At 66.1% G+C, this 26,011-nt stretch carries 14 protein-coding genes; 2 read left to right on the forward strand and 12 right to left on the reverse strand.

Annotated elements, in window-relative coordinates; genetic code table 11:
- Positions 1–10: 10 nt before the first annotated feature.
- From BMX37_RS13785 to BMX37_RS13815, 7 genes are all read right to left on the reverse strand, one after another.
- Positions 11–2,335, reverse strand: a complete 2,325-nt coding sequence (locus BMX37_RS13785; RefSeq protein WP_093666338.1) for a GH92 family glycosyl hydrolase — start codon at positions 2,333–2,335, stop codon at positions 11–13.
- A 17-nt stretch (positions 2,336–2,352) separates the two neighbouring features.
- Positions 2,353–3,789, reverse strand: coding sequence for a glycoside hydrolase family 125 protein (locus BMX37_RS13790; RefSeq protein ID WP_093666434.1), 1,437 nt, complete (start codon positions 3,787–3,789; stop codon positions 2,353–2,355).
- A 13-nt stretch (positions 3,790–3,802) separates the two neighbouring features.
- The gene (locus BMX37_RS13795) at positions 3,803–6,154 is read right to left on the reverse strand and encodes a GH92 family glycosyl hydrolase (protein WP_093666435.1); all 2,352 of its coding nucleotides are present in this window, start codon (positions 6,152–6,154) and stop codon (positions 3,803–3,805) included.
- 38 nt (positions 6,155–6,192) lie between these two features.
- Positions 6,193–7,248: a glycoside hydrolase family 43 protein gene (locus tag BMX37_RS13800; RefSeq protein WP_093666339.1), complete on the reverse strand. Its 1,056-nt coding sequence runs from the start codon at positions 7,246–7,248 to the stop codon at positions 6,193–6,195.
- Between the two features lie 99 nt (positions 7,249–7,347).
- Positions 7,348–10,434 carry a TonB-dependent receptor gene (locus BMX37_RS13805; RefSeq protein WP_093666340.1) on the reverse strand — a complete coding sequence of 1,029 codons (3,087 nt, stop codon included), beginning with the start codon at positions 10,432–10,434 and terminating at the stop codon, positions 7,348–7,350.
- 282 nt (positions 10,435–10,716) lie between these two features.
- A complete protein-coding gene (locus tag BMX37_RS13810) occupies positions 10,717–12,666 on the reverse strand; it encodes a glycoside hydrolase family 2 protein (protein WP_244501594.1) in 1,950 nt (649 codons plus the stop codon).
- A 17-nt stretch (positions 12,667–12,683) separates the two neighbouring features.
- The gene (locus BMX37_RS13815) at positions 12,684–15,029 is read right to left on the reverse strand and encodes a GH92 family glycosyl hydrolase (protein ID WP_093666341.1); all 2,346 of its coding nucleotides are present in this window, start codon (positions 15,027–15,029) and stop codon (positions 12,684–12,686) included.
- Between the two features lie 341 nt (positions 15,030–15,370).
- On the opposite strand from BMX37_RS13815, the gene BMX37_RS13820 reads away from it, so the two are divergent.
- Positions 15,371–17,716 carry a GH92 family glycosyl hydrolase gene (locus tag BMX37_RS13820; RefSeq protein WP_093666437.1) on the forward strand — a complete coding sequence of 782 codons (2,346 nt, stop codon included), beginning with the start codon at positions 15,371–15,373 and terminating at the stop codon, positions 17,714–17,716.
- Positions 17,717–17,787: 71 nt separating this feature from the next.
- On the opposite strand, the gene BMX37_RS13825 is transcribed toward BMX37_RS13820, so the two are convergent.
- The 5 genes from BMX37_RS13825 to BMX37_RS13840 form a co-directional block, all read right to left on the reverse strand.
- Positions 17,788–18,636 (reverse strand): endonuclease/exonuclease/phosphatase family protein, encoded by an 849-nt coding sequence (locus tag BMX37_RS13825; protein ID WP_093666342.1) that lies wholly within the window; start codon positions 18,634–18,636, stop codon positions 17,788–17,790.
- Between the two features lie 166 nt (positions 18,637–18,802).
- Positions 18,803–20,434 (reverse strand): alpha,alpha-trehalase TreF, encoded by a 1,632-nt coding sequence (treF, locus tag BMX37_RS13830; RefSeq protein WP_093666343.1) that lies wholly within the window; start codon positions 20,432–20,434, stop codon positions 18,803–18,805.
- Positions 20,435–20,499: 65 nt separating this feature from the next.
- Positions 20,500–22,599: a malate synthase G gene (locus BMX37_RS13835; protein WP_093666344.1), complete on the reverse strand. Its 2,100-nt coding sequence runs from the start codon at positions 22,597–22,599 to the stop codon at positions 20,500–20,502.
- 8 nt (positions 22,600–22,607) lie between these two features.
- A complete protein-coding gene (locus tag BMX37_RS18865; RefSeq protein WP_170841977.1) occupies positions 22,608–22,778 on the reverse strand; it encodes a hypothetical protein in 171 nt (56 codons plus the stop codon).
- Between the two features lie 39 nt (positions 22,779–22,817).
- The gene (locus BMX37_RS13840) at positions 22,818–24,413 is read right to left on the reverse strand and encodes an isocitrate lyase (protein WP_093666345.1); all 1,596 of its coding nucleotides are present in this window, start codon (positions 24,411–24,413) and stop codon (positions 22,818–22,820) included.
- Between the two features lie 139 nt (positions 24,414–24,552).
- Between BMX37_RS13840 and BMX37_RS13845 the strand changes: the two genes are divergently transcribed.
- Positions 24,553–25,938, forward strand: a complete 1,386-nt coding sequence (locus tag BMX37_RS13845) for a helix-turn-helix domain-containing protein (RefSeq protein ID WP_093666346.1) — start codon at positions 24,553–24,555, stop codon at positions 25,936–25,938.
- Positions 25,939–26,011 lie beyond the last annotated feature (73 nt).

A 26,011-nucleotide genomic window follows, 5' to 3' on the forward strand; every position in this document is an offset into this window, starting at 1 on the left:
CCGTCGCGATCTAAACCGCCGCTTGGCCGAATGATGGCGGCCGGTCTGCCGGAGCGGTCCCGAACCGCGACGGCGCAGGGCCCATCCGGAACACCAGCTCGCCGCCCTTGACCAGATCGGCATGGGAGATCCAGTTGCGCGTATAAGGTCGCCCGTTCCACCGCACCGATTGGACATACGGGTTCTGCGCGCCGTTGCCCTCTGCCGTGATCCGCAAGGTGCGGCCATGGCCGACAGCCACCTCCACCCGGTCGAACAGCGGCGATCCGAAGACATAGGTCGCGCTGACCGGATCGACCGGATAGAATCCCAGCGCGCTCATGATGAACCACGCGCTGGTCTGCCCGCAATCGTCGTTGCCGATCACGCCGTCGGGATCGGCCTTGTACATTTCCACCATTAGGCGCCGGACCATGGCCTGCGTCTTCCACGGCGCGCCGCAATAGGCGTACAGGTAGGCGACGTGCTGGTTGGGCTCGTTGCCATGGGCATATTGGCCAACCAGCCCGGATATGTCGGGCGGTGCGTTTTCGGGCAGGGTCGATGGCGCGTTGAACAGCGCGTCCAGTCGCGCCTCGAACGCCTTGTCGCCGCCCATATGCGCGATCAGCCCGTGCACGTCATGCTGGTTCAGGAAGGTCGCCTGCCAGCCGTTCGCCTCCGTATAGTCGCGCCACCACGGCTTTGGCATATGACCCAGCTGGATGGGATCGTAGGGCGTCCACCACTTGCCGTCGGAGAATTTGGGCCGGGCAAAGCCGATCTTCGCATCGATGACGTTGCGATAGTTGCGGCTGCGCTTGCGCAGCGCTGCCGCGTCGTCATGCGCGCCCGCCGCATCGGCCAGCACCGCCATCGCCCAGTCGTCATAGGCATATTCCTGGGTGCGACTGACCGACTCCCACACCTTGTCCGCGGGAATGTAGCCGCGATCGTAATAGTCGCCGCGGCCGAGCGAGCTGTCGCTGTCCTTGAACGTGCGGTCGAACGCGCGCCGGCGGATGTTGGGCCATGCGGCGGCGTAATCCGCGACGATCCCCTTCGCCTTCGCCTCCGCCATGATGACCACGGAATGCCACCCGATCATCGTGCCGGTCTCGACCCCCTGGAGCGGCCAGACCGGCGGCCCATAGGGGCTCTCGCGCGTTTGTCGGATCAGGTCGTGGGTGAACATCGCCGCCTGTTCCGGCCTGACCAGCGTCAGCAACGGGTGCAGCGCGCGATAGGTGTCCCAGGTGGAATAGGTGGAAAAGGCGGGCTGGCCGGCCGGCGCCTGGTGGACCTGGCGATCGAGCCCGACATAGCGCCCGTCGCGATCGGTGAACAAGGTTGGCGCCAGGAACGCATGGTACAGCGCGCTGGCCATGATCGTGCGCTGCGCCTCGGTGCCGCCCTCAACCCGGATAGAGTCCAGGTCGCGCGCCCAGAGATTGTGTGCCGCCTTGCGCACCCCGTCGAAGTTCCAGCCCGGTGCCTCCGCCGCCAGCGCCGCGCGCGCGCCCTCCACCGCGACCGCCGACACGCCCGTCTTGATCAGGATCGGCGCCTTGCCCGCATCGTCGAAGAACAACGCGACCTTCAGGCTGCGGCCCGTGACCGACGTCGCGCCCTTCGCCGTCGGCCTGTCGTCGTCGCCGAAGAAAGCCACGCGGTCCGGGCGGCGGGACAGCTGCATCGCGAAATGGATGTTGCGCCCCTTGGCCCAGCGGTTCACCTGGCGGCTGCCGGTCAACATCCCGTCGGACGCGAGCGCCAGCGACGCGTTCTCGATCAGCGCGCCCTTGTCCCAGCTGTCCAGGATCATGTGTGCGAAATCGATCAGGATGTGCCCGGGCCCCTGCGGGAAGCGATAGCGGTGCAGCCCGACCCGCTCCGTCACGGTCAATTCCGCCAGCACACCAGATTCCAGCCGCACCCGGTAGTATCCCGGCTCCGCATGTCCGTCGGAGAAGCGCTGGCGATAGCCGCCGTCCGGATCACCCAGCTTGCCGGGCTTCAGCTCCAGCGGCCCGCGTGTCGGTACCACCAGCACGTCCAGCATGTCGCCGATGCCGGTACCCGACAGGTGGGTGTGGCTGAACCCCATGATCGAGCCATCATCCTTGTGATAACCCGAACATGCGTCCCACCGCGCATTGTCCGTGTCGGGGCTCAGCTGTGCCATCCCGAACGGCAGCGACGCGCCCGGAAAGGTGTGGCCGTGGCCGCCGGTGCCGACGAACAGGTCCGGCGTGCCCGCCACCGGCGCCTGCGCGCCCGCCGCGCCGGGCACCATTCCCGCCAACAGGGCAAGGCCGCTTCCCGACAGGAGCTGGCGCCGGTTCGTCGTCATCATGGTAACAGGCTCCGAAGTCAGTATGTCGCCGCGAGCAGCGCCGGCTTGCGCCGTTCCAGGTCGAGGATCATGTCGCCGAACAGGCCGTTGGCCCAGGCGAACCAGGACCGCGTGAACTTGGCCGGATCGTCCTTGTTGAAGCTTTCGTGCATGAAGCCGGTGCCGCCGTGCGTCGCCTTCAGCCAGGACAGGCACTGGCGGATCACCGCGTCGTCGTCGCTCAGGATGGCGCGCGTCACGATCGACATCGGCCAGATCATGTCCATGCCGACATGCGGGCCGCCGATCCCCTGCGCCGCGGTGCCGGCAAAGAAATACGGATTGCGCGGGCTCCAGGCAAGCGCAGCGGTGCGGCGGTACAGCGGGTCGTTGCGGTCCGCCGATCCCAGCAGCGGCAGCGCCGCCAGGCTGGGCACGTTGGCATCGTCCATGAAGATGGCGTTCCCGTACCCATCCACCTCGAACGCCCAGACCTGACCACCCTGCCCGTCCGAGATCCTGCCATGCGCATCCAGCGCCTGCCGGACGCTCGCCGCCAAGGCTTCGGCCTGAGCCGCGCCGGCGGTGTCACCTCGCGCTTCCCGCAGCACCACGGCCAGCATGCGCAGCGCGGACACGGCGAACAGGTTGGACGGGATCAGGAACGGGTACACGCACGCATCGTCCGACGGTCGGAAACCGGAATGGATCAGCCCCACCTTGCGCGTCGGTGCGCCATAGCCGCCGAACATCAGCGTCTCGGTCGGCGACAGATCGCGGCGCTGGAAATGGTACGACCCCGGCCCGTCCAGCCGCTGCTGTTCCGTCAGCGTGGCGACCGCGCGAGTCATCCCCTCCGCCCAAAAAGCGTCGAAAGGCGCCTTGTCGCGCGTCGCCGTCCAATAGGCGTGCGCGAGCCGCATCGGGTAGCAGAGGGAATCGATCTCCCACTTCCGCTCCGCCACGCCCGGCTTCATGTCCGTCGCGTCGTTGATCGCGGGCAAGCTGGACCGCGCGGTGGTGTCCTTCATGAAGGCGTTGGCATACGGGTCCACCTGGATGCAGCGCGACTGGCGTTGCAAGACGCCGTGAAACAGGCGCCGCAACGCCGCATCCTTCGGCGTCAGGTGGACATAGGTCTGCAACTGCGCCGAACTGTCGCGCAGCCACATCGCGTCGATATCGCCGGTGATGACGAAGGTATCGGGCTTGCCGTCCAGCGTGCCGGGCTGGACCGTGGTGTCCAGCGTGTTGGGATAGCAATTCTCGAACAGCCACGTGATTTCGGGGTCCACGATCTTCGCCTTCACCCGCTTGATCTCCGCCTCCACGGCCGGGCTGGTGAAGTTGCGCCGACCGGCGGGCGGACGCTTGCTTGCGAACGGAGCGGCAGCGGCGGTCGCGGCTGTGGGCAGCAGCGTGGACAGCGCCAGCGCGCCGGCACCGGAGACGAGGTCGCGTCGATTCAGGTCCATGTCGGTCATCCCCTCACCGCGTCGGTGCGCTCATGGAATAGGGCACGGCATCCTTGCCGCTCGCCCAGGCGGTGTTCGGCTTCGGCCCCATCACGAACCGCAAGGTGCCGCCGCGCTGCAGGTCTTCGCGCGAGAACCACGCCTTGTCATACGCCCGCCCGTTCAGCGTCACGGACTGGATGTACACATTGTCCGGGCCGTTGTTCTGCGCCTCAATGGTCAGCATCTTGCCGCCGGGCATCGTGACCTGGACGTTGCGGAACAGCGGGCTGCCGACCGCATACTGCCCCACCGCCGGCGTCACCGGATAGAAGCCCAGCGCGGAGAAGACGTACCAGGCGGATGTCTGGCCATTATCCTCGTCACCCGGATAGCCGTCGGGGGTCGCGGAGTAGAGCTTCTTCATCACGTCGCGGACATGATGCTGCGTCTTCCACGGCGCGCCGGCCCAGTCGTACAGATAGATCATGTGCTGGATCGGCTGGTTGCCATGGGCATACTGTCCCATGTCGACGATCTGCATCTCGCGGATCTCGTGGATCGTATGTCCGTAATAGCTGTCGTCGAACAAGGGCGGCGTGGTGAAGATCGAATCCAGCCGGTTCACGAACGCCTGCCGGCCGCCCATCAGGTCGGCCAGTCCCTGCACGTCCTGCATCACCGACCAGCTGTAATGCAGCGCATTCCCTTCCGTGAAGGCATCGCCCCACTTCAACGGGTTGAACGGAGTCTCCCAGCTGCCGTCCTGGTTGCGGCCGCGCATCCAGCCGGTCTGCGGATCGTACAGCTTGCGATAGTTCTGCGCCTGCGCCGCGTACTTCTGCGCATCCGCGGTCTTGCCCAGCGCCGATGCCAGCCGCGACAGGGAGAAGTCGGCGGTGGCATATTCCAGGCTGCGCGCGGCATTCTCGTTGATGCCGACGTCATAGGGAACGTAACCTAGGCGGTTGTAATATTCGACGCCTTCGCGCCCGACCGCGTCCAGCACGTTGCCCTTCTTGTCCTTGGGCCGTCCCTCGGACGTCGTCGCATTCTTCACCATCGCCTGGTACAGCGTCTCGACGTCGAAACCGCGCACGCCGTTCAGATACGCGTCCGCGATGATGTTCGCGGAGTTCGACCCGATCATTACGCTGCGATGGCCGGGGCTCGCCCACTCCGGCAGCCAGCCCGATTCCATGTAGGTGTTGACCAGCCCCTGCATGATGTCGCTGTCGACATCGGGGTACATCAACGCGAAGAAGGGGAACACCGCGCGCCACGTGTCCCAGAACCCGTTGTCGGTGTACATCGGCCCGTCATGCACCTTGCCGTCGTATGGGCTGTAGTGGACCTTGCGACCCTGCGCATCGATCTCATGGAACATGCGCGGGAACTGCAGCATGCGGTACAGCGCCGAATAGAAGGTGCGGCGATTGTCGATGCTGGGGTCGCTGACCCGCACGCGGCCCAGCTCCTTTTCCCAGATCGCCTTCGCCTTCGCCTCGGTCTGCGCGAAGCTGTCGCGGCCGACCTCCTGCGTCAGGTTGCGCTCGGCCTGTTCGGGGCTGATGAAGGACGAGGCGACCTTGACGCCGACCTGCTCGCCCCTCTTCGTCTTGAAGCTGACCACCGCGCCGACATGCCCGCCCTCGCTCTTCAGCGTGTCGTGCAGCTGCCAGTTCTCGTCCCACGTGCGCGACACGGTGAAATCGTGGTCGAACTCCAGCACGAAATAATTGTGGAAGTTGTCGGGCACGCCGCCGCTGTTGTTGCGGACATAGCCGGTGATCCGCCGCCGTGCCGGATCGACGCTGACCATCGACCCCTTGTTGTAGGCGTCGAGCACGATATGCGCGTCGTCGCTCTGCGGGAAGGTGAAGCGGAACTGCGCGGCGCGGCTGGTCGGCACCACCTCCGCCGTCACGTCATGGTCGGCCAGATAGACCTTGTACTTGTATGGGTGGCTTTCCTCCGCCTTGTGGCTGAACCACGATGCGCGCTCGTCCTGCTTGATGCGCAGCGGCCCCGTCTCGGCCATGATCTCGAACGCGGCATAGTCGTTCATCCAGGGGCTGGGCTGGTGCGTCTGCTTGATGCCGCTGATCTTCTTGTCGTGATAGGTGTAGCCCCAGCCCGACCCCATCTTGCCCGTTACCGGCGACCAGAAGTTCATGCCCCATGGCACCGCCACCGCGGGATAGGTGTTGCCATAGGACAGCGTGTAATCGGAATCCGTGCCCATCAGCGGGTTGACCAGATCGACCAGCGGCTGGTCTTCGCGCGCATCGGCCGCCTGCGCCATCAACGGTGCAGGGACCGCGAGGCAAACCGCCACCAGTGCAGCGGTAGTGGTCCGCAACACCGAGACAAGACCCTTTTTCACCATCATTCTCCTTATCTCGTCTCGCACCGCCAGGGGCGTCACTTTGCGCCGCGGATCGGCCGGGGCGCCACGCCCTTGTTGGTCATGACCACCGGCCGGATCGTGCCGTCGGTGTTGAAATACATGTGATCGATCGCGAGCTGGCGATGCTCGCCGCGATCGGTGTCGAGCGGCCGGCGGTGATAGGCGATGTACCATTCGTCCGTGCCCGGCACCTGCACCACGGAATGGTGCCCCGCCCCGCGCGCGATGCGAAGGTCCTGCTTCAGGATCTTGCCCATCGGCTTGAACGGACCGACCGGCGACGGTCCCATCGCATAGGCGACGCTGTAGTCCGGCCCGGTCCAGCCGCCCTCGGACCACATCAGGTAATACACGCCCTTTCGCTGGATCACGAACGATCCCTCGACATAGCCGGGGGGCGTGATCTCCTTGTAGGTCGTGCCGTCGGGGAACGGGACCACCGACTTCAGGTCGGGGCTGAGCCGCACGACGTTGCAGTGCTGCCAGCCGCCATAATACAGGTACACCTGCCCGTCCCTGTCCCGAAAGGCAAAGGGGTCGATGGGCTGCGCGCCATTGTGGAACGCGCCGATCAAGGGCTTGCCCAGCACGTCCTTGAACGGACCACCCGGCGTGTCGCTGACTGCCAGGCCGATGCCGCCCAGCTCCTTGTCGCTCTGGATGTCGTTGGCGCTGAAGAACATGTAGTAACGCCCGTTCGCCGCCAGCACGGACGGTGCCCAGATCGCATAGGCGGCCCAGCCGGCATTCGTCACGTCGAACACGTGGCGGTGCTTTGTCCAGTGCACCAGGTCCGGCGACGAGAAGGCGTTGAAGAAGGTCTGATAGGCATAGGACGGGCGCACCGTATGCCGCTTGCGCGCCTCCTCCTGCTGCGGGGTGAAGCGGGTCGTGCGATCCGGCGTGCCGAAATCGTCCGAATAGGTCGGGTAGATCCAGTATTGCTTCCCGAACGCGTGGATCTCCGGATCGGCATACCAGCCGGCGACGATCGGATTGGACGCTGACGCCAGCCCGCACATGGAAAGGGCCGAAAAGGCAAGCGCGCCACGGAGCCAGCGTTTCGTCATCGGGTCAGGGCTCCGCTTTATTGAACATCTCCTGCCGCACCAGAAAAATGGATGGCCCCCGCAAAGGGGCCATCCAGGCGGAGGAGCGGTTAGATCACATCAGAACTTGTATGACAGGCCGACATAGGCACGACGACCCGTATACTCGTTGTAGAGGAAACGATCCTTGGTATCATTGCCCAGATGCTGACGTTCCTCAGACTTGGTCAAATTGACCACCGATGCGGTCAGTTGGAGATTGTCGAAGAAGTTGTATGACGCGTTGAGGTCGAACTGCTCATATGGATCGGTGTAGACGTTCAGGCCCGACTGGATGCCACCGACACGCTCACCCCGGCGATTGTACGAGGCTCGCAGCAGCAGCCGCTTGTTTTCATAAAACACTGACGCGTTCACCTGCGTCTTGGAACTGCCGACCAGCGGCGATGTACCCACTGATTGACCGTTCAACGTGACATCGGCAACTGAGGTATCGTTGTAGGTGAAGTTCACCTGAGCGCCCAGACCGAACGGAAGCGTGTGCTGCGCGTAGAGTTCGACACCCTGTGACACCGCTTTGGAGCCATTCGCGGAGGTCGAATATTGCTGCACCAGCACTGACTGGCCGGCCACCTCCGACTGGATGTCAAGCACCAATGGGACGATGAAGTTCTTCACATCCTTGCGGAAGGCGGTGGCACCGACAACAGAACCGCGCTGGAAGTACCATTCAATGCCGACGTCGTACTGCCACGCGCTGAACGGCTTCAGGTCAAAATTACCGCCACCGCCAAACCAGCCCGGCAGCGCGCCGAACTGACGACGATCGTAGACAAACGCGTCGGAGTTGAACGTCAGCGACCGGGCACCTGCCAAATCGCCATAGCTCGGCCGCGCCACCACCTTCGACGCTTCGCCGCGGACCAGCAGGTTAGGCGTAACGTCCCAGGAAATGTTGAAGCTTGGCAAGAAGTCTGTGTAGCTCTTGTTCTCGTTGTTCGTGCTGAACACCTTTACTTCTCGCTGGGCGAGCGGCAGCACCAAGCAGTTTCCGTCCGGTCCGACTGGCGGCGGTGTGAACGGGTTCCCGTTAGTGTTCACACAGTAATCATTCTCGTAATAGAGAACGTCAGTCGACACGCCCGACTGCTTGGTGTTCGCGACACGAAGACCAATGTTACCGCGGACGGTATCAAACTTGTAGTTCAGCTGCGCATAGCCCGCCCAAATCCGCTCCTTAATATCGTACTGGTTCTCAGGCTCTGGCACGCGCACCGGGCCGTTATACGTCGTGTTCAAATAGTTGAGATAGTTGTTCATGTTGAACGCGGGAAACACGGTGGTGTTGAAACCACCTGCGATGTTGCCGATCGGCTTACTCAGGAAGAAATCGGGCTGTGTGACGGCCGCGCCGGCCGTATCCTGATAACGGAGCGTGTTAGCCGGATCAGAATACCACTCAAACCGGCCCGTTTCACGATGGACGCTCGCGTCGCGCCACTTGGCACCAACCTGGATGGAGTCGATGAAAGTGTCGAAGTGGCGGGTCAGGTCGATCTGCGCATAGCGCTGCTGCACGCTGCTGTTAGAAAAACCCGATCCTGTCGAACCGAGGTCGACCTGCGAGATGCCGTTAGTCAGGTTCTGCTGCAACTCCGGCGAGAACGCCATGTCGACCGACTGGTTATTGAAGCTCCACTGGCTCAACAGATTACCGTTGACGTTGCCGGCGAAGCCGTTGCCCGTCACCTTGCGCGGCTTGGCCTGCACGAAGAAGGTGAACGACGGGCCGCCATGCGCCCGCGTCTTGCCGAGAGTGAATGACGCGTCAAAACGGTCATGAGTATAGTCACCATGAACGTCATAGGTGTTCGAGACGTACTTCGTGCGCGTCAAAGAGCTCTGCATCGCAGGCGTCTCCATCGTGCATGGATTACGGGCGGAACCGTTAGCATTAACGGTAGTGCGGCATCCCGTCCCATCAGCCGGCACCTGGAACGTCGCCGACTGGAAGATCGTCCCGCTCTTGTCGAGCGTCGCGCCGGTGAAGAAGTCGCCATAGCCCCATTCAGGGATTTTTAGGGTGTTGTTGACGTTATTTCCCTGCAGTTGGAACCGGAAATAGTTCGCGGTGATGTTCATCCCCTCGAACGGCTGCATCTGCGCCGTTGCTTGAATGCCGAGCCGCTTGCGCTTCTGGATAAATACCGATTCGTCCACTGACTGCGGGGCCCAGTAGCCACTGTAATGCGTCCCGTCCTTCGCGGTCGTGCCACTTCCCCAATACGAAATCGCATCATTGTTAGCGAAAGGCTTGCCGTTGACGTCGGTCGCCGGAGTGGCGGTGTCATTGTCCGACCACCAGTGCCAGCTTTCAGTGCCAGCACTCAACGTACGGTTCGTGCGCTCCTGATAAGTCACGCCACCGAGCAGGCCAAACGTCTTGTCTTCGTTACGCCAGGACAGCAGGCCGGACACGTTTGGCTCGACTTTCTTGGTTACGTCGGCATAGGTCCCTTCCGCCTGAATGTTGCCGGACCAAGGCTTCAGGTCGAACGGTTTGCGTGTGTGATTGATGATGACGCCGCCCACGCCGCCCTCGTCTAGCCGCGCTTCCGGCGACTTGAACACCTCGACGCTACCGATCAGGTTGGCAGGCAGCAGAAGATAGTCGAACGATCGCGACGGATTGTCGTCAGCCGATGCGATGAAGTTACCGTTCAGCTCGGTCAGCGTCAGGTCGGAGCTGAGGCCGCGGATACTCACGCGGGCGCCTTCACCGCCGTCACGCTCAATTGTGACACCGGGAACGCGCTGCAACGCGTCGGCGACGTTCTTGTCTGGGAATTTGCCGACATCCTCGGCGGTGATCACGTCGACGAACGCGTTCGCCTCACGCTTCTGCGACAGGCTTTCCTCGATCGAGCGGCGATAGCCGGTGACGACGATGTCCGCACCGTCCGCCGGACCCTCGGCCGCGGCCTGTGCCCCACCGGCGCCGGAATTGGCGCTCGTCGCGCCCGAGTCGGCGTTGGTGCTGAGCGGGTCCTGCACCTGGCCGGCACCCTGTGGCTGGGGCTGAGAAGTCGGCGCCTGCTGGGCGTGCGCGGCGGGGATGATGCCCACGATCGCGCTTGCCGAAATCATCAGGCCGCGCATGCGCCGCCGCCGAGTGGCCGAAATCGCATGCCGATGCACCACGCCCATGTTCGCTTCCCTCCCAAAAAGTGATCCGGCCGCCCCGGCGACCTGTTCTTGCCCCACCACCGGCCCTTTTCAGGGTCGATCGGCCACCGTGGTTGTACTGTGCGGCCGAACGCATTGAAGAATATGAAAAGCAACTTGTCAATTAGAAGTGGCGGTTGACGCGGCCTGCTATTTCGACCGCGCGAAGCTGTGTCGTTACGGCAACAAAATGGAAGCGCTCACACACCTTAACCAACCGGGATGAGCGATGCCTGCCCCCCGATCGACCGATCCGGCGCGCTCCTATCGCGCCGACTTCTCCGGCCACAAAGGCGCGACGATCGAAGACAGCGCCTCGGGCGATGCCTTCTCCTGGGCTCGATCGAAGGTCAGCAGGCCGTTGATCTCATCCTCCACATCCGTGGTCTGCGTGTACACGGACGCGCTCAGCCCATGTTCGCGCGCCTGTCGGATCACGCCCTCCATCTTGCGGCGATAGCGTGCCAGGTAATCGGTGCCGTCCTTCGCGGCCTGGTACCCCCAATTGTCCTTGCCGGGCCGCCAGAGGTGATTGGCGACGGGCAGGCCGATACCGCCATACTCGCCCAGCACGATCGCCCGCCGGCTTTGCCGCGTCGGCACGTTCGGCACGTCCTCATAGGTGTGGATGTCGAACACATCGGACACGTCCGGGGCGACGTCCAGCCAGCCGCTGTCCGCATTGACCAGCCGGCTGGGATCCATGCCCTTCACGTAACGCGCCAGCGTGGCGGAGTCATATTGGCCCCACCCCTCGTTGTTCACCACCCACATGACGATGGAGGGAAACGCCCGCAGGTCGCCGATCATGCGCGTCAGTTCGCTCTGGTTCTCGGCCATCATGTCCGACGACATCACCGCCTGCGCCTTGCTGGACCCGGTGACGAACTGGTCCTCGCCCCCGCCGGACGGCATGTCCTGCCAGATCAGCATGCCCAGGCGATCCGCGTCGTAGTAGTATTGCGCAGGTTCGACCTTGATATGCTTGCGGACCATGTTGAAGCCCGCCTTCTTCAGCCACTCCAGGTCGTACCGCATCGCCTCCTCGGACGGTGGCGTCCACAGTCCGTCTGGCCACCAGCCCTGATCCAGCGTGCCGTTCTGGAAATACGGCTTGTTGTTGAGCAGCAGTGCCGGCTGACCCGCGACGCGGCCCGGCCCGACCGAGATCTTGCGCATCGCGAAATAGCCGTCGACCCGGTCGCGCACCGCACCCACTACCGGCGCGGCGGCATAGTTCGCATCCTCGGCGGGCGTGAAGCGTGAGTCATACGAACTGCGATCGCCCTCCTTGCGCCCTCTATAGGGGTCGCGCACCGTGACCAGTTCGGCGGTCAGGTCGTACAGGAATGGGGTTTCCGGCGACCACAGCCGCGCATTCGGAATGGCGAGTTCAGCGCGACGATTTGCGCGGATGATCGTCGACGCGATCGCCTTCCCACCCGAACGCGCGGTGATCCGCACCGCATCGCTGTCGTTCGCCCAGGCGCTCAGCGCGACCTCCACGTCCAGCACGCCGCGGTCGATATCCGGCGTGGCGCGCACGTCCGCGATGTGCAGCTTGGGCACCGGTTCCAGCCACACCGTCTGCCAGATGCCGCTGACCGCCGTGTACCAGATGCCCGACGGGTCCAGGATCTGCTTGCCGCGCGGCTGGCTGCCGGCGGAGGTCGGGTCTGCGACCTGCACGACCACCTCGTTCTGGCCGGGATGGAGCTGATCGGTGATGTCGATCCCGAACGCGTCGAAGCCGCCGGTGTGCGACCCCGCCACCGCCCCATTGACCCAGATCGTGGCGCTGTGATCGATGCCGCCGAAGTTCAGCATGACCCGCTGCCCCGCCCAATCCGTCGGCACGGTGAAGCTGCGGCGGTACCAGATGCGGTCGTCCGGCATCACGCGCCTTGCGACACCCGACAGGCGCGATTCGACGGGAAAGGGCACCAGGATCTTGCCGTCCATGCGCGTCGGCTGCACCGCCGACGCCTTGGTGATCGCATAATCCCACTGGCCGTTCAGGTTCTGCCACGCCGTTCGCCGCAGTTGCGGCCGCGGATAGCTGCGCCATGCATTTTCGGGCGTCACCTGCTTGCCCCAGCGCGTGGTGACAAGGCCCGTATAGGCCGCACCGGTCGGACTGGGCGGGGCCGTCTGCGCCCCCGCCCCGCCGGTCGCCACCATCATCGCCAACGCCGCAGCGGTCAGCTTCAACATCTGCATTCTCTCCATGATCAGCGTGCCCGGTCCGACATGGACGGTGGCGCCGCATCGGGGCCGCTGCCCCATGCGGGGTTCGGCCTTGGACCCATGACGAACGCCAGGACGGCGCCGTCCTTGATGTCGTCATGGCTGAACCACGGCTTGGTCCAGGGACGCCCGTTCAGCGTCGCCGACTGGATGTACATGTTGGCCGCGGAGTTGTTGCGGGCCACCACCTCCAGCGTGCGGCCGTTACCCAGCCGCATCCGCACCCGGTCGAAGATCGGGCTGCCGATGATGTAGTTGGGCGTGGACGGATCGACCGGATAGAAACCCATCGCGCTCAGCGCGTACCAGGAGGATGTCGAACCCTGGTCGTCCATGCCGGGATAGCCGTTGCCCGCCGCGTCGCTGCCGTACAGGTCGGCCAGCACCCGCCGCACCAGCGCCTGCGTCTTCCACGGCTGACCGCTCCAGGCATACAGATAAGGGGCATGCTGGTCGGGCTGGTTGCCCTGCACATATTGCCCGATCACCCCCGTACAGTCGCGGCAGATGCCCTTGGGTGCGTAGGGGGTGGAAAAGAACTGGTCGAGCTTCGCGTTGAACGCCGCCCGTCCGCCGAGCAGCGTCATCAGGCCGCCCACGTCGTGCGGCACCAGCCACAGATTGGACCAGCCCGACGCCTCCTTGCTGGCGAAGTTGTAATAAGGCTCGCGCGGGTCGAACGGCGTGATCCAGCGACCGTCGTCGGTGCGCCCGCGCATGAAGCCGATCGAGCGGTCGAACACGTTGCGGTAATTGCCCGCGCGTTTCATCAGCGCCGTCGCATCGTCGCTCTTGCCCAGCTGCGCCGCCATCACCGCCAGGGCATGGTCGTCCCAGGCATATTCCAGCGTCTTGTCCATGCCCGCCTTGCCGCCGGCATAGGGCGGGCTGGGGTTGCCCTCCGGCACGACGTCGGAGATCCAGCCCTTGCCCACATACTCGTCCAGGAACGGGCGCGGTCCCTTCGGATCGGTCGCGTTGCGCCTCAGTGCGTCATAGGCGGCGGCATAGTCGAACGGGATGCCACGCCGCATCGCGCCCAGGTACATCAGCACCGCATGGTCGCCGTGGAATGAGGTGTTCATGAACCCCCGCTCGCGCGCCGCGTCCAGTTCGGACTGCATCACCTCGCGCAACAAGTCCGGCTCCATCAGCTCCAGCAGCGCGATCTGGTTCCGGGCCGTGTCCCAATAGGGCACCGCGCTGTACCGGTTGTGCGCAGCCACCGACACCTTCCCCCCACGGCCGATCACCTGTTCACCGGCCTTGGCAATCAGGCGCGGGCTGGCAAAGGATTGGAACAGCGTCGAATAGAACAGCCGCCGTTGCTGCGGCGTGCCGCCGGTGACCTCGACCCGGCCCAGCAGATCCGCCCATTCCCGCCGCGCCGCCGCACGCACGCCGTCGAAGTTCCAGCCCGGGCTCTCCGTGCGCAGCCTCTGCTCCGCCTCGGCATAGCTGTGGCCGTGCGCGATCTTCACCAGGGTCGTGTCGCCCTGCCGCGTGGCGAAGGTGGCATAGGCGCCGGCGAAGCCGCCCGATATGGTGCGCCGGCCCGGCTCCACATCCTTGTCCCCAATGCCCCAGACCGGCTGGTCGCCCGGCGACTTGCGGAACGTGCCGACGTCGCGGAACGGGCGCGAGAACTCGGCGACGAAATACGGTCCATCCGCGGAGTCGTCGTCCCGCCCATCCTCCGCCGCGCCGCGGATCTTGCGGTCCCCGACCATCTCGACGGTGCCACCCGCGCGCGGCAAGTTGACGAGGATGCTGGAGCGGTCGCTGGCGGGGAAGGTGAAGCGCATCAACCCGGTCCAGCGGGTCGCGGTCAGCTCGACGCGCGTGCCGCCATCCAGATCGACCGAATAATATCCCGGCGACGCCGTCTCCCGCGCCTTGTCGTAATGGACCTGGGTATAGGCTGGCGGCACCGTCCAATCGCCGACGATCGGCATGATGAAGGGCTTGGCATGGCCGCCATAGGTCGACCCGCCGCCGGCGGTGAAGCCCATGATCGTTGGGTTGGGGTAATGGTAGGGCGCGCCGACCCCGGTCGGATAGCTCAGTTCCAGATTAACGTTGACCGGCGCCACCTCGACCGAACTGTGCGGCAGGCGCGCACCGGGCGAGGTCTGGCCCGAATAGACCGGCTCACCCGGCGGCGGAGCGTTGCCGACGAACTCGCGCCGATCCAGCGGCGCGGTGCCGACCAGCGGGCTGGCCTCGTCCACCGGCTCTCGCGCGGCGGCACGCGGCGGGCCGGATTGCGCGCCCGACTGCGCATGCACCGACGCGGTCAGGGCGGTGCAGGCAAACAGCGCGGCGATCATCGCCCGCGATATCGGGCGACGCCCGGCCGAAATCGCGTGTGTTCGAGCAAGCATCATCTGGCCACCCTTTGTCGCGAGGGCTGTCGCCCTCTCCCATGCACACACCCCTCGCCCTGTCTTCGGCGAGTCAGCATGACGGGAGGATCGAATAACGAAATCAATTTGTCAAATGGAGCAGCTTCGTGTGCGCGGCAGGCCATAACAAAAGACGTTTTCGGTTTTCACGGCGGCGATGTCGTGCTTTCTTGAAGCACCGATCCGGCGGTGTATGCGTGGCGGCGCCCGGTCCGCCATCCGCATGCATCGGCCGCGTCCAGCGTTTCGAAAGGTTGAAGACCCGCATGGCCCGCTTGCACACGCTGTCCCTCGCCGCGCTCGCTCTCGGCCTGGTCACGGCCGCCGCTCTCACCCCTGCCACCGCCGCGCCCGATCAGTCGGCCGCCGTCGACCCCTTCATCGGCACGGGTGGCGAGGGTCATACCTTTCCCGGCGCGGTGGCGCCGTTCGGGATGGTGCAGCTCAGCCCGGATACGGACACGACCTGCACGATCCGCGACTGCTACGGCCATGCCGCCGGCTATCGCCATGACGATCCGACCATTCAGGGTTTCTCGCTGACCCACTTCTCCGGCGCGGGCCATTCGGACCTGGGCGATTTCCTGATGATGCCGGCATCGGGCGACACTGTGTCGCTGGAACCCGGCGATGCGAAGGTGCCGGGCAGCGGTTACCGCTCCCGCTTCAGCCATGCCAACGAACAGGCCGTACCCGGCTATTACGCGGTCACACTGGACGATGCGAAGGTGCGCGCGGAGATGACGGCGGGCACGCGCGTCGGCGTGCATCGCTACACCTTCCGCCCCGGCGATGCCGCGCATCTGGTGTTCGACCTGCGCACCTCGTTGTACAATTATCCGGGCAAGATGCTGTGGTCGTCGATCCGGCTGCACCCCGACGGCACCGTTACCGGCACGCGCGAAACGCGCGGCTGGGCACCGGACCGCAAGCTGTTCTTCGCGATGCGCTTTTCCGCGCCGCTTAAGGATCATGCCTTTGTCGACACCGAAAAGGACGTGACCTACAAGGGGTTCCAAGGTCCCGGCCGCGGCAGCGACGATCTGCCCGAGCGGCTGGGCCGCGCGCTGGTGGCACGCTTCGACTTCGGGCGGCTCGACCGGCCGCTGGAGGCGAAGGTCGCCATCTCGTCGGTGGACGAGGCGGGCGCGATCGGCAATCTCGACGCGGAACCGGGCGATTTCGACGCGATCCGCACCGGCACCACCGCCGCCTGGGCGCGCGAGCTGGGCGCGGTCGAGATCGACGCGCCCGCGCCGATGAAGCGGATGCTGTCGACGGCGCTGTACCACACGCTGATCGCGCCGTCCGTCGCGGGCGATGCCGACGGGCGGTATCGCGGTCCCGACAATGCGGTCCACAAGGCGGAGGGCTTCACCTTCCGCTCCACCTTCTCGCTATGGGACACGTTCCGCGCCGAACAGCCGCTGATGACGCTGATCCAGCCCGATCGCGTCAACAACGAGATCGTCCGCTCGCTGGTCGCCAGCCAGCAGGTCAGCCCCTACGGCATCCTGCCCGTGTGGCAGTTTCAGGGTCGAGAAACCTGGACCATGATCGGGTACCACGCGGTCCCGGTGATCGCGGACGCGTATCTGAAGGGCATTCGCGGCTTCGACGCCGACGCGGCGCTGGACGCGATGGTGAAGAGCGCGACCTACGCCCCCTATGGTGGTCTGGGCGAGTACATGAAGCGCGGCTACGTGCCCATCGACCGGGAGCCGGAGGCGGCATCGAAAACCGTCGAATACGCCTATGACGACTGGACCATCGCACGCATGGCGGCGGCAATGGGGCGCAAGGATGTCGCCGCGCAATTCGGCAAGCGCGCCGGCAACTGGCGCAACAGTTTCGACGTGAAGACCGGCTTCCTGCGCGCGCGCAAGGCGGACGGCAGCTTCCGCACCCCGTTCGATCCCACCGCGATCAACTACGGCTCCGACTATACGGAGGGGAATGCCTGGCAATATAGCTGGTTCGTTCCGCACGATCAGGCCGGGCTGTTCCGCCTGATGAAGGGCGACAAGGCGGTGGTCGCGAAGCTCGACCAGATGTTCGAGTATGACAACAGCAAAATCGATTACAGCCATGCGGAGGATATCGCCGGGCTGATCGGCCAGTACATCCACGGCAACGAGCCGAGCCACCACGTCGCCTATCTGTACAGCTATGCCGGCCAGCCGTGGCGGACGCAGGAACGGTTGAAGCAGATCGTCGACAGCCAGTACAAGGCGACGCCCGAGGGGCTGTCGGGCAATGACGATCTGGGCCAAATGTCCGCCTGGCTCGTCTTCACCGGCCTGGGATTCTACCCCGTCGCGCCGGGCAGCCTGGAATATGTGATTGGGCGGCCGTTCGTGAACCGGGCGGTGCTGAACCTGCCGAACGGACGCCGCTTCACGATCGTGACCGACGGGCTCAGCGACGCGAACCCCTATATCGGCGGGGTGACGCTGAACGGCAAACCGCTCGACCGCGGCTATCTGCGCCATCAGGAGATCGTGGCGGGCGGCGAGCTCCGCTTCCGCATGCAGGCGACGCCCAACCGCAACTGGGCCACCGCACGGTCGGCGCGCCCCTTCTCGACCAGCACCGCCCGCAAGGGCGGCTAAGCGCCGGTGCGGGGCGGCCCGGAAACGGCTGCCTCGCCCCTACTCCGCTTGCCGCCGCCGCTCCGCGCGCATCACTTGTCGCGCGGCGCCCGGTCGAAGCTGAGCCGCGCCCAGATCGGGAAGTGATCGGACGGATAGGTCGACCCCTGGTGATACGTGTCGGTCACCACCTCGCTGGCATGAAGCCCGCGCAGGAACAGGTAATCGATCCGCCGGTCTGCTACGCCGGTGAAATCGTGGAACGTCATGTCGGGACCGCGTCGGGTGGGCGCCTGCTCGCGCGCATCGGACAGCGCGGATGCGAGCGTGCGATAGGCCGCGGTATCGGGACGCGCGTTCATGTCGCCGGCCAGTACCACCGGCAATCCTGCGGCCAGGCTGGGCAGGCGATCGAGGATCAGCCGCACCGCCTTGTCCCGCGCCGCATCGTCCTGGTCGCGGTGCGCGAGATGGGTGTCGACGAACAGGAACCGCCGCGGCGGACCGCCGATCGTCTCGAACACCGCCCAGTTCGCCATGCGCGGCAGGTCAGTGCCCCAGCTCATGCTGCCCGGCTGATCGGGCGTGTCCGACAGCCAGAAATCGCCCTGCTGCACGACGCGCAGGCGGTCGGTGCGGTACAGGATGCCCATATGCTCGTTGACATGGGTCCCGTACCGGTCGCGTCCGAACCAGCGATAACCGGGCAGCGCCTGCACCAGATCGTCACCCTGGCGCTGCAGCAGTTCCTGCGTCCCGATCAGGTCCGGCCGCGCCTTTTGCAGCAGTGCCACCATCACCGGCCGGCGCGCCTCCCACCGGGTCGGCCCCTCGTCGGAGGCATAGCGGACGTTGAAGCTCATGACCTTCAGCGATGGCGCACAGGCGGACAGCGACGCCAGGAACAGCATGGCAGCGGCACGGCGCAACGATCGACCCATCGAACTTCTCCCATCGCGGCAGGTCGAGGCACCCGCCCTCCGGCTCGCCCCAAAGGCGGCCGCCAGTCGGTGGCGACGTATGCGGAGCCGGCGCGCGGCGGGTCAACCCCTCGGCCTCGGCGCCATCACGCCAGCCCCACGAACCTCGTGATGGCGGCGGCCGCCGCTATCGCTCCGAAACGCCGGGTCGATCGAGCAGCGCGCGCGTGACGCCGTTGGTCCAGCCGAACCCGTCCTGTACCGGATATTCGCCACCACCACCCGGCCGGCCGGTATCGACGTCGTACTTCTCGACCAGCCGCCCGTCGCGGGCATAGACGCCGGCGACCGTGCGGACCCAGCGCGTCGCGATGGCGTCGGCCAGGCGCTTGTGCCCGTACCGATCCAGACCGGTAATCGCGATCCACTGCAACGGCGCCCAGCCATTGGGCTCATCCCATTGCTGTCCGGTCGCGGCCGTCGTCGTGGCAACGCCGCCGGGCCGCAACAACCTGGCCTCCACCGTCCGTGCGACGCGATCGGCCTGCGCCCGCGTGGCGAGACCGACGTAGAGCGGCATCGTCGTCGCGATCGTCAGACGGTCGCTCCGCCGGCCGCTCTGCCAATGAAGATCGGCGAAGGCGCCCGCCGCGTCGTCCCACAGATACCGCCGGATCGCCGCCGCGCGCGTCTTCGCCTGCCGGTCGAACGCGGCCGCGCATTGCCGATCGCCACGCCGCGTACAGCCGGCGGCGATCGCCTGTTCCAGCCCGTAAAGCAGGGCATTCAGATCGACCGGCACCAGCGCGGTCGTTTCGATCGTTTCCAGCCGCCGTCCGTCGGCCAGCCAGCGCGAGCTGAAATCCCATCCGCTTTCCGCCGCGGCGCGCAGATCGCGGTACACCTCGCCCACCGGACGGCCCGATGCGGCGGCAGTGGCGACATCCTCGCGATAGGATTCGTCGCGCGGCGTCGCGCGGGCGTCCCAATAGCGGTTGAACAGCGTGCCGTCGGCCAGCCGCACGACGTGCTTCGCCGCGGTACCGGGACGCACGTCCTTTGCGCCGTCCATCCAGTACCGATGCTCCGCCATCAGCGCGTCGAGGTAACGGGCGTCGGCGGCGGCCGGATCGGCCGGCGAGGTCAGCGCCACCATCTGGTAGAAGAACGGCGGCTGCGACCGCGACAGGTAATAGCTTCGCGTCCCGTTCGGGATATGTCCATAGCGCGCCAGCAGGTCGGCGAAGTTGTCGGCCATCGCCGTCACGTCTTTCGCGCGACCGTCACGTACCAGGCCGAGCATCGTGAAATACGCGTCCCAGTAATAGAATTCCTGATAGCGCCCGCCGGGCACGATGAACGGCCGATCCAGCGGCAGCGCCGAACTGTATGCCGGCGGGGACAGCGGCGGTCGCACCAGATGCGGCCACAATGCGGCGATATGGTCGCGCAGGGACAAGGACGGCAGCTGCGCCGCGGCCGGTTGCGGCGGAAAGCTGAACTCGCGCAGCACGAACCGACGCAGCGCCTCCGTATCGGCGGGCCGTTCGCGGCGATAGTCGGCCATGATCTCCGATGGCGCGCGACGCGGCACGGCATCGACGAACGTCTTGCTGTCGCGGAACAGCGGCGCCAGCTGAACCCGCACGAACAACTCGCCGAACAGGTCGGCCGGCGAGGATGGCCCGGCGACCTGTCCCGACGCGACCTGCGCCCTCGCCACCGGTTCGGCGTGCGCGACACGCTGGGCGCCGCTCCATGCCGGAGCGGCCAGCAGGGTGGCGATCAACGGGGCGGCGAACCGAAGAATGATGCGCATCGCTCTACCTTAAACGATTTGGGACGGGCGATGAACTCCTGCCGCCAAGGCCCCGCTACACCAGCTCACACGCAACCAACTGCCTTCTGCTGCCGGCGGAACGCGTGCAGCAGCGGCTCCGTATAGCCGCTCGGTTGCCTCGCTCCGTCGAACACCAGCGCGCGCGCGGCCTGCATCGCCAGGCTGCCGGGTTGGAGCAGCGACCGGTACGCCGGATCGCCCGCATTCTGCGCATCGACCTTTGCGGCCATGCGGGTCAGCGCCGCCTCCACATCCTCCGCCGAGCAGACGCCGTGGCGCAACCAGTTGGCCATATGCTGCGACGAGATGCGCAGCGTGGCGCGATCCTCCATCAGGCCGACGTCGTGGATGTCCGGCACCTTGGAACATCCCACCCCCTGGTCCACCCAGCGCACCACATATCCCAGCAGTCCCTGTGCGTTGTTCTCCAGTTCCTCGCGCACGTCGTCGGGCGACCAGTTGCTGGACGCGATCGGCATGGACAGCAGCGTGTCGAGCGCCGGCACCGCCTCCGCCGCGATGTCGCGCTGGCGTTCCGTGACGTCGACCGAGTGGTAATGCATCGCGTGCAGCGTCGCGGCCGTCGGGCTCGGCACCCAGGCGGTGCTGGCGCCGGCCATCGGATGCGCCACCTTTTGCGCCAGCATGTCCGCCATGCGATCGGGCGCGGCCCACATGCCCTTGCCGATCTGAGCACGCCCGGCCAATCCGCAGGCCAACCCGATGCGGACGTTGCGATCCTCATAGGCGGAAAGCCACGCAGAACCCTTCATCTCCGCCTTGCGGATCATCGGACCCGCCTCAAAATCGGTGTGAATCTCGTCCCCTGTGCGGTCGAGAAACCCGGTGTTGATGAAGCAGATGCGGTGCCGGACCGCATGGATACACGCGGCCAGATTGGCGGAGGTGCGCCGCTCCTCGTCCATCACGCCCACCTTGATCGTGTGGCGCGGCAGGCCAAGCAGATCCTCGACCGCATCGAACAAGCGGTCGGTGAAAGCGCATTCGGTCGGCCCGTGCATCTTGGGCTTCACGATGTAGATCGCGCCGGTGCGGCTGTTGCGATAACGGCCCTGCCTGCGCAGGTCGTGCACGCCGGTCAGGCTGGTGACGATCGCGTCCAGAATACCCTCCGGCGTCTCGCTCCCGTCCGCCATCCGCACCGCATCCGTCGTCATCAGGTGCCCGACGTTCCGCACGAACAACAGGCTGCGGCCGGGCAGGTGGAACGTCTCCCCCGCGTCATCGACATAGGCGCGATCTTCCGCCAGCCGCCGCGTCACAATGGTGCCGCCCTCGTCGAACGTGTCGGTCAGGTCGCCCCGGATGACACCCAGCCAATTGGCATAGGCCGCCACCTTGTCCGCAGCGTCGACCGCGGCGACCGAGTCCTCCAGATCGACGATGGTGGTCAGCGCGGCTTCCAGCACCACATCGGCGATCCCCGCAGGGTCGTCGCGCCCGATCGGATGCCCCCGGTCGATCACCACCTCGAGGTGCAACCCGTGATGGCGCAGCAACAGGCTTTCACCCCGCCGCCCGATCAGTTGGGCAGGGTCGGCGAGCGGCAGCGTGCCGCCGACCCATTCGGCCCAGCGCATGCCGTGCAGCGGAACCGCTTCGTCCAGGAACGCCTTCGCCCGCGCGATCACCGCCGCGCCCCGCGCCGCGTCATAGCCACCCGCTGCCGGTGTGCCGGGCAACGCATCGGTGCCGTACAGCGCATCGTACAGGCTGCCCCAGCGCGCGTTCGCCGCATTGAGCAGGAACCGAGCATTTAGCACCGGCACCACCAGTTGCGGACCCGACAGGCGCGCCACCTCCGCATCGACGCCCTGCGTGTCGATCGCGAAGGGGTCCGGCTCGGCGACCAGATAGCCGATCCCGCGCAGGAACGCCGCATAGGCCGCGGCATCCTGCGGCTGGCCACGCCGCGCGCGGTGCCACTCGTCGATCGCTGCCTGCATCCGATCGCGGGTCGCCAGCAGCTTCCGGTTTTCCGGCGCGAAGCGGGACAGAATCGCGGCGGTGCCTTGCCAGAACCGATCCGGGTCGATCCCGGTCCCGGGCAGCGCCTGTTGCTCGATGAAGTCGGCCAGTACGCGGGCGACCGACAATCCTGCGCGTTCGACGCGTTCGTCCATGGGCTTCCTCAATCCAGCCGGCCGAGCCGGTGATAAAGGTTGCTGTACTTGATCGAATACGGACTGTCCTCGACCGTGCGCAGGTGGGTGAGGACCGCCGCCTTCAACAACCGGAAATCCTCGGTCGAGAACACCGCGCGGGCGCGGCCCGGTTCCTTGGTCAATGGGGTCGTGGTCATCGCAACCTCTCCTCTCGTGATGAATGGGCTTCGTCGCCTTCATGCGGCGAACTGGTTCATGGTGTTGTGGGCGCCGCCGGCCTTCAGCGCGGCCTCACCGGCAAGATAGTCCTTGTGGTCGTCGCCCAGGTCGGACCCGGCCATGTTCTGGTGCCGGACGCAGGCGATCCCGTCGCGGATCTCACGCCGCTGCACGCCCGCGACATAGCCCAGCATCCCCGCCTCGCCGAAATAGTCGCGCGCCAGCTGGTCGGTGGACAATGCGGCCGTGTGATAGGTCGGCAGGGTGATGAGGTGGTGGAAGATGCCCGCCCGCGCGCTCGCCTCCCGCTGGAACGCGCGGATGCGCTCGTCCGCCTCCTGCCCCAGCGGCGTCGCGTCGTAGATCACGCTCATCAACGCGCTGCGTTCATAACGGGCCATGTCCCGACCCTCCGCCTCCCACCGGTCGAACACCTGCTGGCGGAAATTCAGCGTCCAGTTGAACGAGGGCGAGTTGTTGTACACCAGCTTGGCGCTCGGCACCTCCTCCCGGATACGGTCGACCATGCCCGCGATCTGTTCGATGTGGGGCTTTTCCGTCTCGATCCACAACAGGTCCGCCCCGCCGCGCAACGCGGCGACGCAGTCCAGCACGCACCGGTCCTCCCCGGTTCCTGAGCGGAACTGGTACAGGTTGGACGGCAGCCGGCGCGGCCGCATCAGCCGCCCGTCCCGCTCGATCAGCACGTCACCGTGCAGGCCGCTCAGCTCGGTCACCTCCTCGCAATCGAGAAAGCCGTTGTACCGATCGGCCAGGTCGCCCGCTTCCCGGCTATAGGCGATCTGCTTGGTCAGCCCGGCGCCCAGCGAGTCCGTCCGTGCGACGATGATCCCATCCTCCACGCCGAGTTCCAGGAACGCGTAGCGGCAGGCGCGGATCTTCTGGAGGAAGTCCTCGTGCGGCACCGTGACCTTGCCATCCTGATGACCGCACTGTTTCTCGTCGGACACCTGGTTCTCGATCTGCAGGGCACAGGCGCCCGCCTCGATCATCTTGCGCGCGAGCAGATAGGTCGCCTCGGCATTGCCGAACCCGGCGTCGATATCGGCGATGATCGGCACGACATGTGTCTGGTGCGCGTCGACCTCCGCCATCAACGCCGCCGCCCGCTTGGCGTCGCCCGCCGCCTCCGCCGCATCGATCGCCCGGAACAGCCCGCCCAACTCGCGCGCGTCCGCCTGACGGAGGAAGGTGTAGATCTCCTCGATCAGCGCCGGGACGCTGGTCTTTTCGTGCATAGACTGGTCCGGCAGCGGCCCGAACTCCGACCGAAGCGCGGCGACCATCCAGCCCGACAGGTACAGGTAGCGGCCGCGCGTGGTGCCGAAATGCTTCTTCACCGCGATCATCTTCTGTTGCGCGATGAACCCGTGCCAGCAACCCAGCGACTGCGTGTAGCTGGACGGATCGGCATCATAGGCGGCCATGTCCTCGCGCATGATCCGCGCGGTGTAGCGCGCGATGTCCAGCCCGGTCGCGAACCGGTTCTGCCGCCGCATGCGCGCCACCGCGTCGGGCGCGATCCCGTCCCACGCCGCACCCGACCGGGCGATCAGCGACTGGGCCATGGACAGGTCGGTGGCATACGGCATCGTGTCTCTCCGCGAATGTGTCGCACCCGGCTACCGTGCGGACGCACCCCCTCTCCAGTCGCGGCGATGTGGAGTTGTGGAGCTTTACAAGCTCATACTGTAAAGGTGTCGAGCAACTTACACGCGGGAGGTGTCACGTATGGCCGTCGAGCGCAGCGCCTATCTCGGCCCTCGATTGCGCCGCCTGCGTCGCGATCTGGGCCTGACCCAGCCCGACCTGGCCGCCGCTCTGGAGATTTCGGCCTCCTATGTCTCCCTGATCGAGAGCAATCAGCGGCCGATGACGGCGGACCTGCTGCTCCGGCTCGCGCGGACCTATCATATCGACCTGTCCGACTTTGCGGGCGATGGCGGGGAAGCGTTCACGCGCCGGCTTCAGGCCGCGTTGAAGGACCCGCTGTTCGCCGACCTGGACCTGCCGCGCCTGCAATCGGCCGATGTCGCGGCGAACTATCCGGGCATCACGGAGGCGTTTCTTCGCCTGCATAGCGCCTACGGTGCCGAACAGCGTGTCCTGGCGGAGGGGCCGCGGGACGCCGACTCCGACGATGCCGATCCGGTGGTGGAGGTTCGCCGGCTGCTGCTCGCCCGCCGCAATCACTTCCCCGCGCTGGACGAGGCCGCGGAGGCGCTGTCGGGTGCGGTCGCCGATGCGGGCGGGTTGCAGCCGTTCATCGAGGCGCGCCACCGCCTGCGCGTCCGTCGCCTGCCGCCCGACATCATGGCCGGACAGGTGCGCCGCCATGATCCCCATCACCGCGCGATCTTTCTGGACGACAGCCTGGACGGGCCGACCGCGCGGTTCCACCTGGCGGTGCAGCTTGCCTATCTCTCGCTGCCTCGCGAGTTGGACCGGGCCGAAGCGGACAGCGGCTTGGCCGACTCCAACGCCCGCCGGCTCGTCCGACGCACACTAGCCAATTATGCGGGCGCGGCGATCCTGATGCCCTATGCCGCCTTCCACCGCGCGGCGGAGGAACGCCGATATGATGTGGAGGCGCTGGCACGACGGTTCGAGGTCACCTGGGAGGCTGCCGCCCATCGCCTGACCACGCTCGCCCGACCCGGGCAGGAGGGGGTCCCATTCTCCTTCATCCGCATCGACGCGGCCGGAAATGTCTCCAAACGCTATGACGGGGCCGCCTTCCCGTTCGCCGGGCAAGGTGGCGGATGCCCCTTGTGGAGCATCCACACGACCTTCCGCACGCCGGGGCGGGTCGTGACGCAATGGCTGCAACTGCCCGACGGACAGCGCTTCCTGTCCGTCGCCCGCGCCGAGGAGAGCGGCGGCGGCGGCCACGGCCTGCCGCGAACGGAGCGCGCCGTGGCGCTGGTCTGCGCCGCCGAACATGCGGGCCGGCTCATCTATGCGGAGCCGGCCACCGATCCGACGCCGATCGGCATCACCTGCCGCCTATGCCAACGCGCCCGCTGCCACGCCCGCGCGCTGCCACCGATCGGCCGCCAGATCCTGCCCGACGACTACCACCGCGGTCGCGCCCCGCTGGGCTATGCCGACGACTGACCGGAGTCGGGGGGGGGGGTGATCTTCCATCGTTATCGAGCAGTACGGCCGCCGGACCCCTATCGCCCGGATC

It is taken from the genome of Sphingomonas gellani, from assembly GCF_900110035.1.
In the GTDB taxonomy this organism is placed as follows: domain Bacteria; phylum Pseudomonadota; class Alphaproteobacteria; order Sphingomonadales; family Sphingomonadaceae; genus Sphingomonas; species Sphingomonas gellani.

Coding starts and splice junctions, on each gene's coding strand:
- BMX37_RS13785 (WP_093666338.1), bottom strand. CDS start 2,335: ATGATGACGACGAACCGGCGCCAGCTCCTGTCGGGAAGCGGCCTTGCC.
- BMX37_RS13790 (WP_093666434.1), bottom strand. CDS start 3,789: ATGGACCTGAATCGACGCGACCTCGTCTCCGGTGCCGGCGCGCTGGCG.
- BMX37_RS13800 (WP_093666339.1), bottom strand. CDS start 7,248: ATGACGAAACGCTGGCTCCGTGGCGCGCTTGCCTTTTCGGCCCTTTCC.
- BMX37_RS13805 (WP_093666340.1), bottom strand. CDS start 10,434: ATGGGCGTGGTGCATCGGCATGCGATTTCGGCCACTCGGCGGCGGCGC.
- BMX37_RS13810 (WP_244501594.1), bottom strand. CDS start 12,666: ATGTTGAAGCTGACCGCTGCGGCGTTGGCGATGATGGTGGCGACCGGC.
- BMX37_RS13815 (WP_093666341.1), bottom strand. CDS start 15,029: ATGATCGCCGCGCTGTTTGCCTGCACCGCCCTGACCGCGTCGGTGCAT.
- BMX37_RS13820 (WP_093666437.1), top strand. CDS start 15,371: ATGGCCCGCTTGCACACGCTGTCCCTCGCCGCGCTCGCTCTCGGCCTG.
- BMX37_RS13825 (WP_093666342.1), bottom strand. CDS start 18,636: ATGGGTCGATCGTTGCGCCGTGCCGCTGCCATGCTGTTCCTGGCGTCG.
- treF (WP_093666343.1), bottom strand. CDS start 20,434: ATGCGCATCATTCTTCGGTTCGCCGCCCCGTTGATCGCCACCCTGCTG.
- BMX37_RS13835 (WP_093666344.1), bottom strand. CDS start 22,599: ATGGACGAACGCGTCGAACGCGCAGGATTGTCGGTCGCCCGCGTACTG.
- BMX37_RS18865 (WP_170841977.1), bottom strand. CDS start 22,778: ATGACCACGACCCCATTGACCAAGGAACCGGGCCGCGCCCGCGCGGTG.
- BMX37_RS13840 (WP_093666345.1), bottom strand. CDS start 24,413: ATGCCGTATGCCACCGACCTGTCCATGGCCCAGTCGCTGATCGCCCGG.
- BMX37_RS13845 (WP_093666346.1), top strand. CDS start 24,553: ATGGCCGTCGAGCGCAGCGCCTATCTCGGCCCTCGATTGCGCCGCCTG.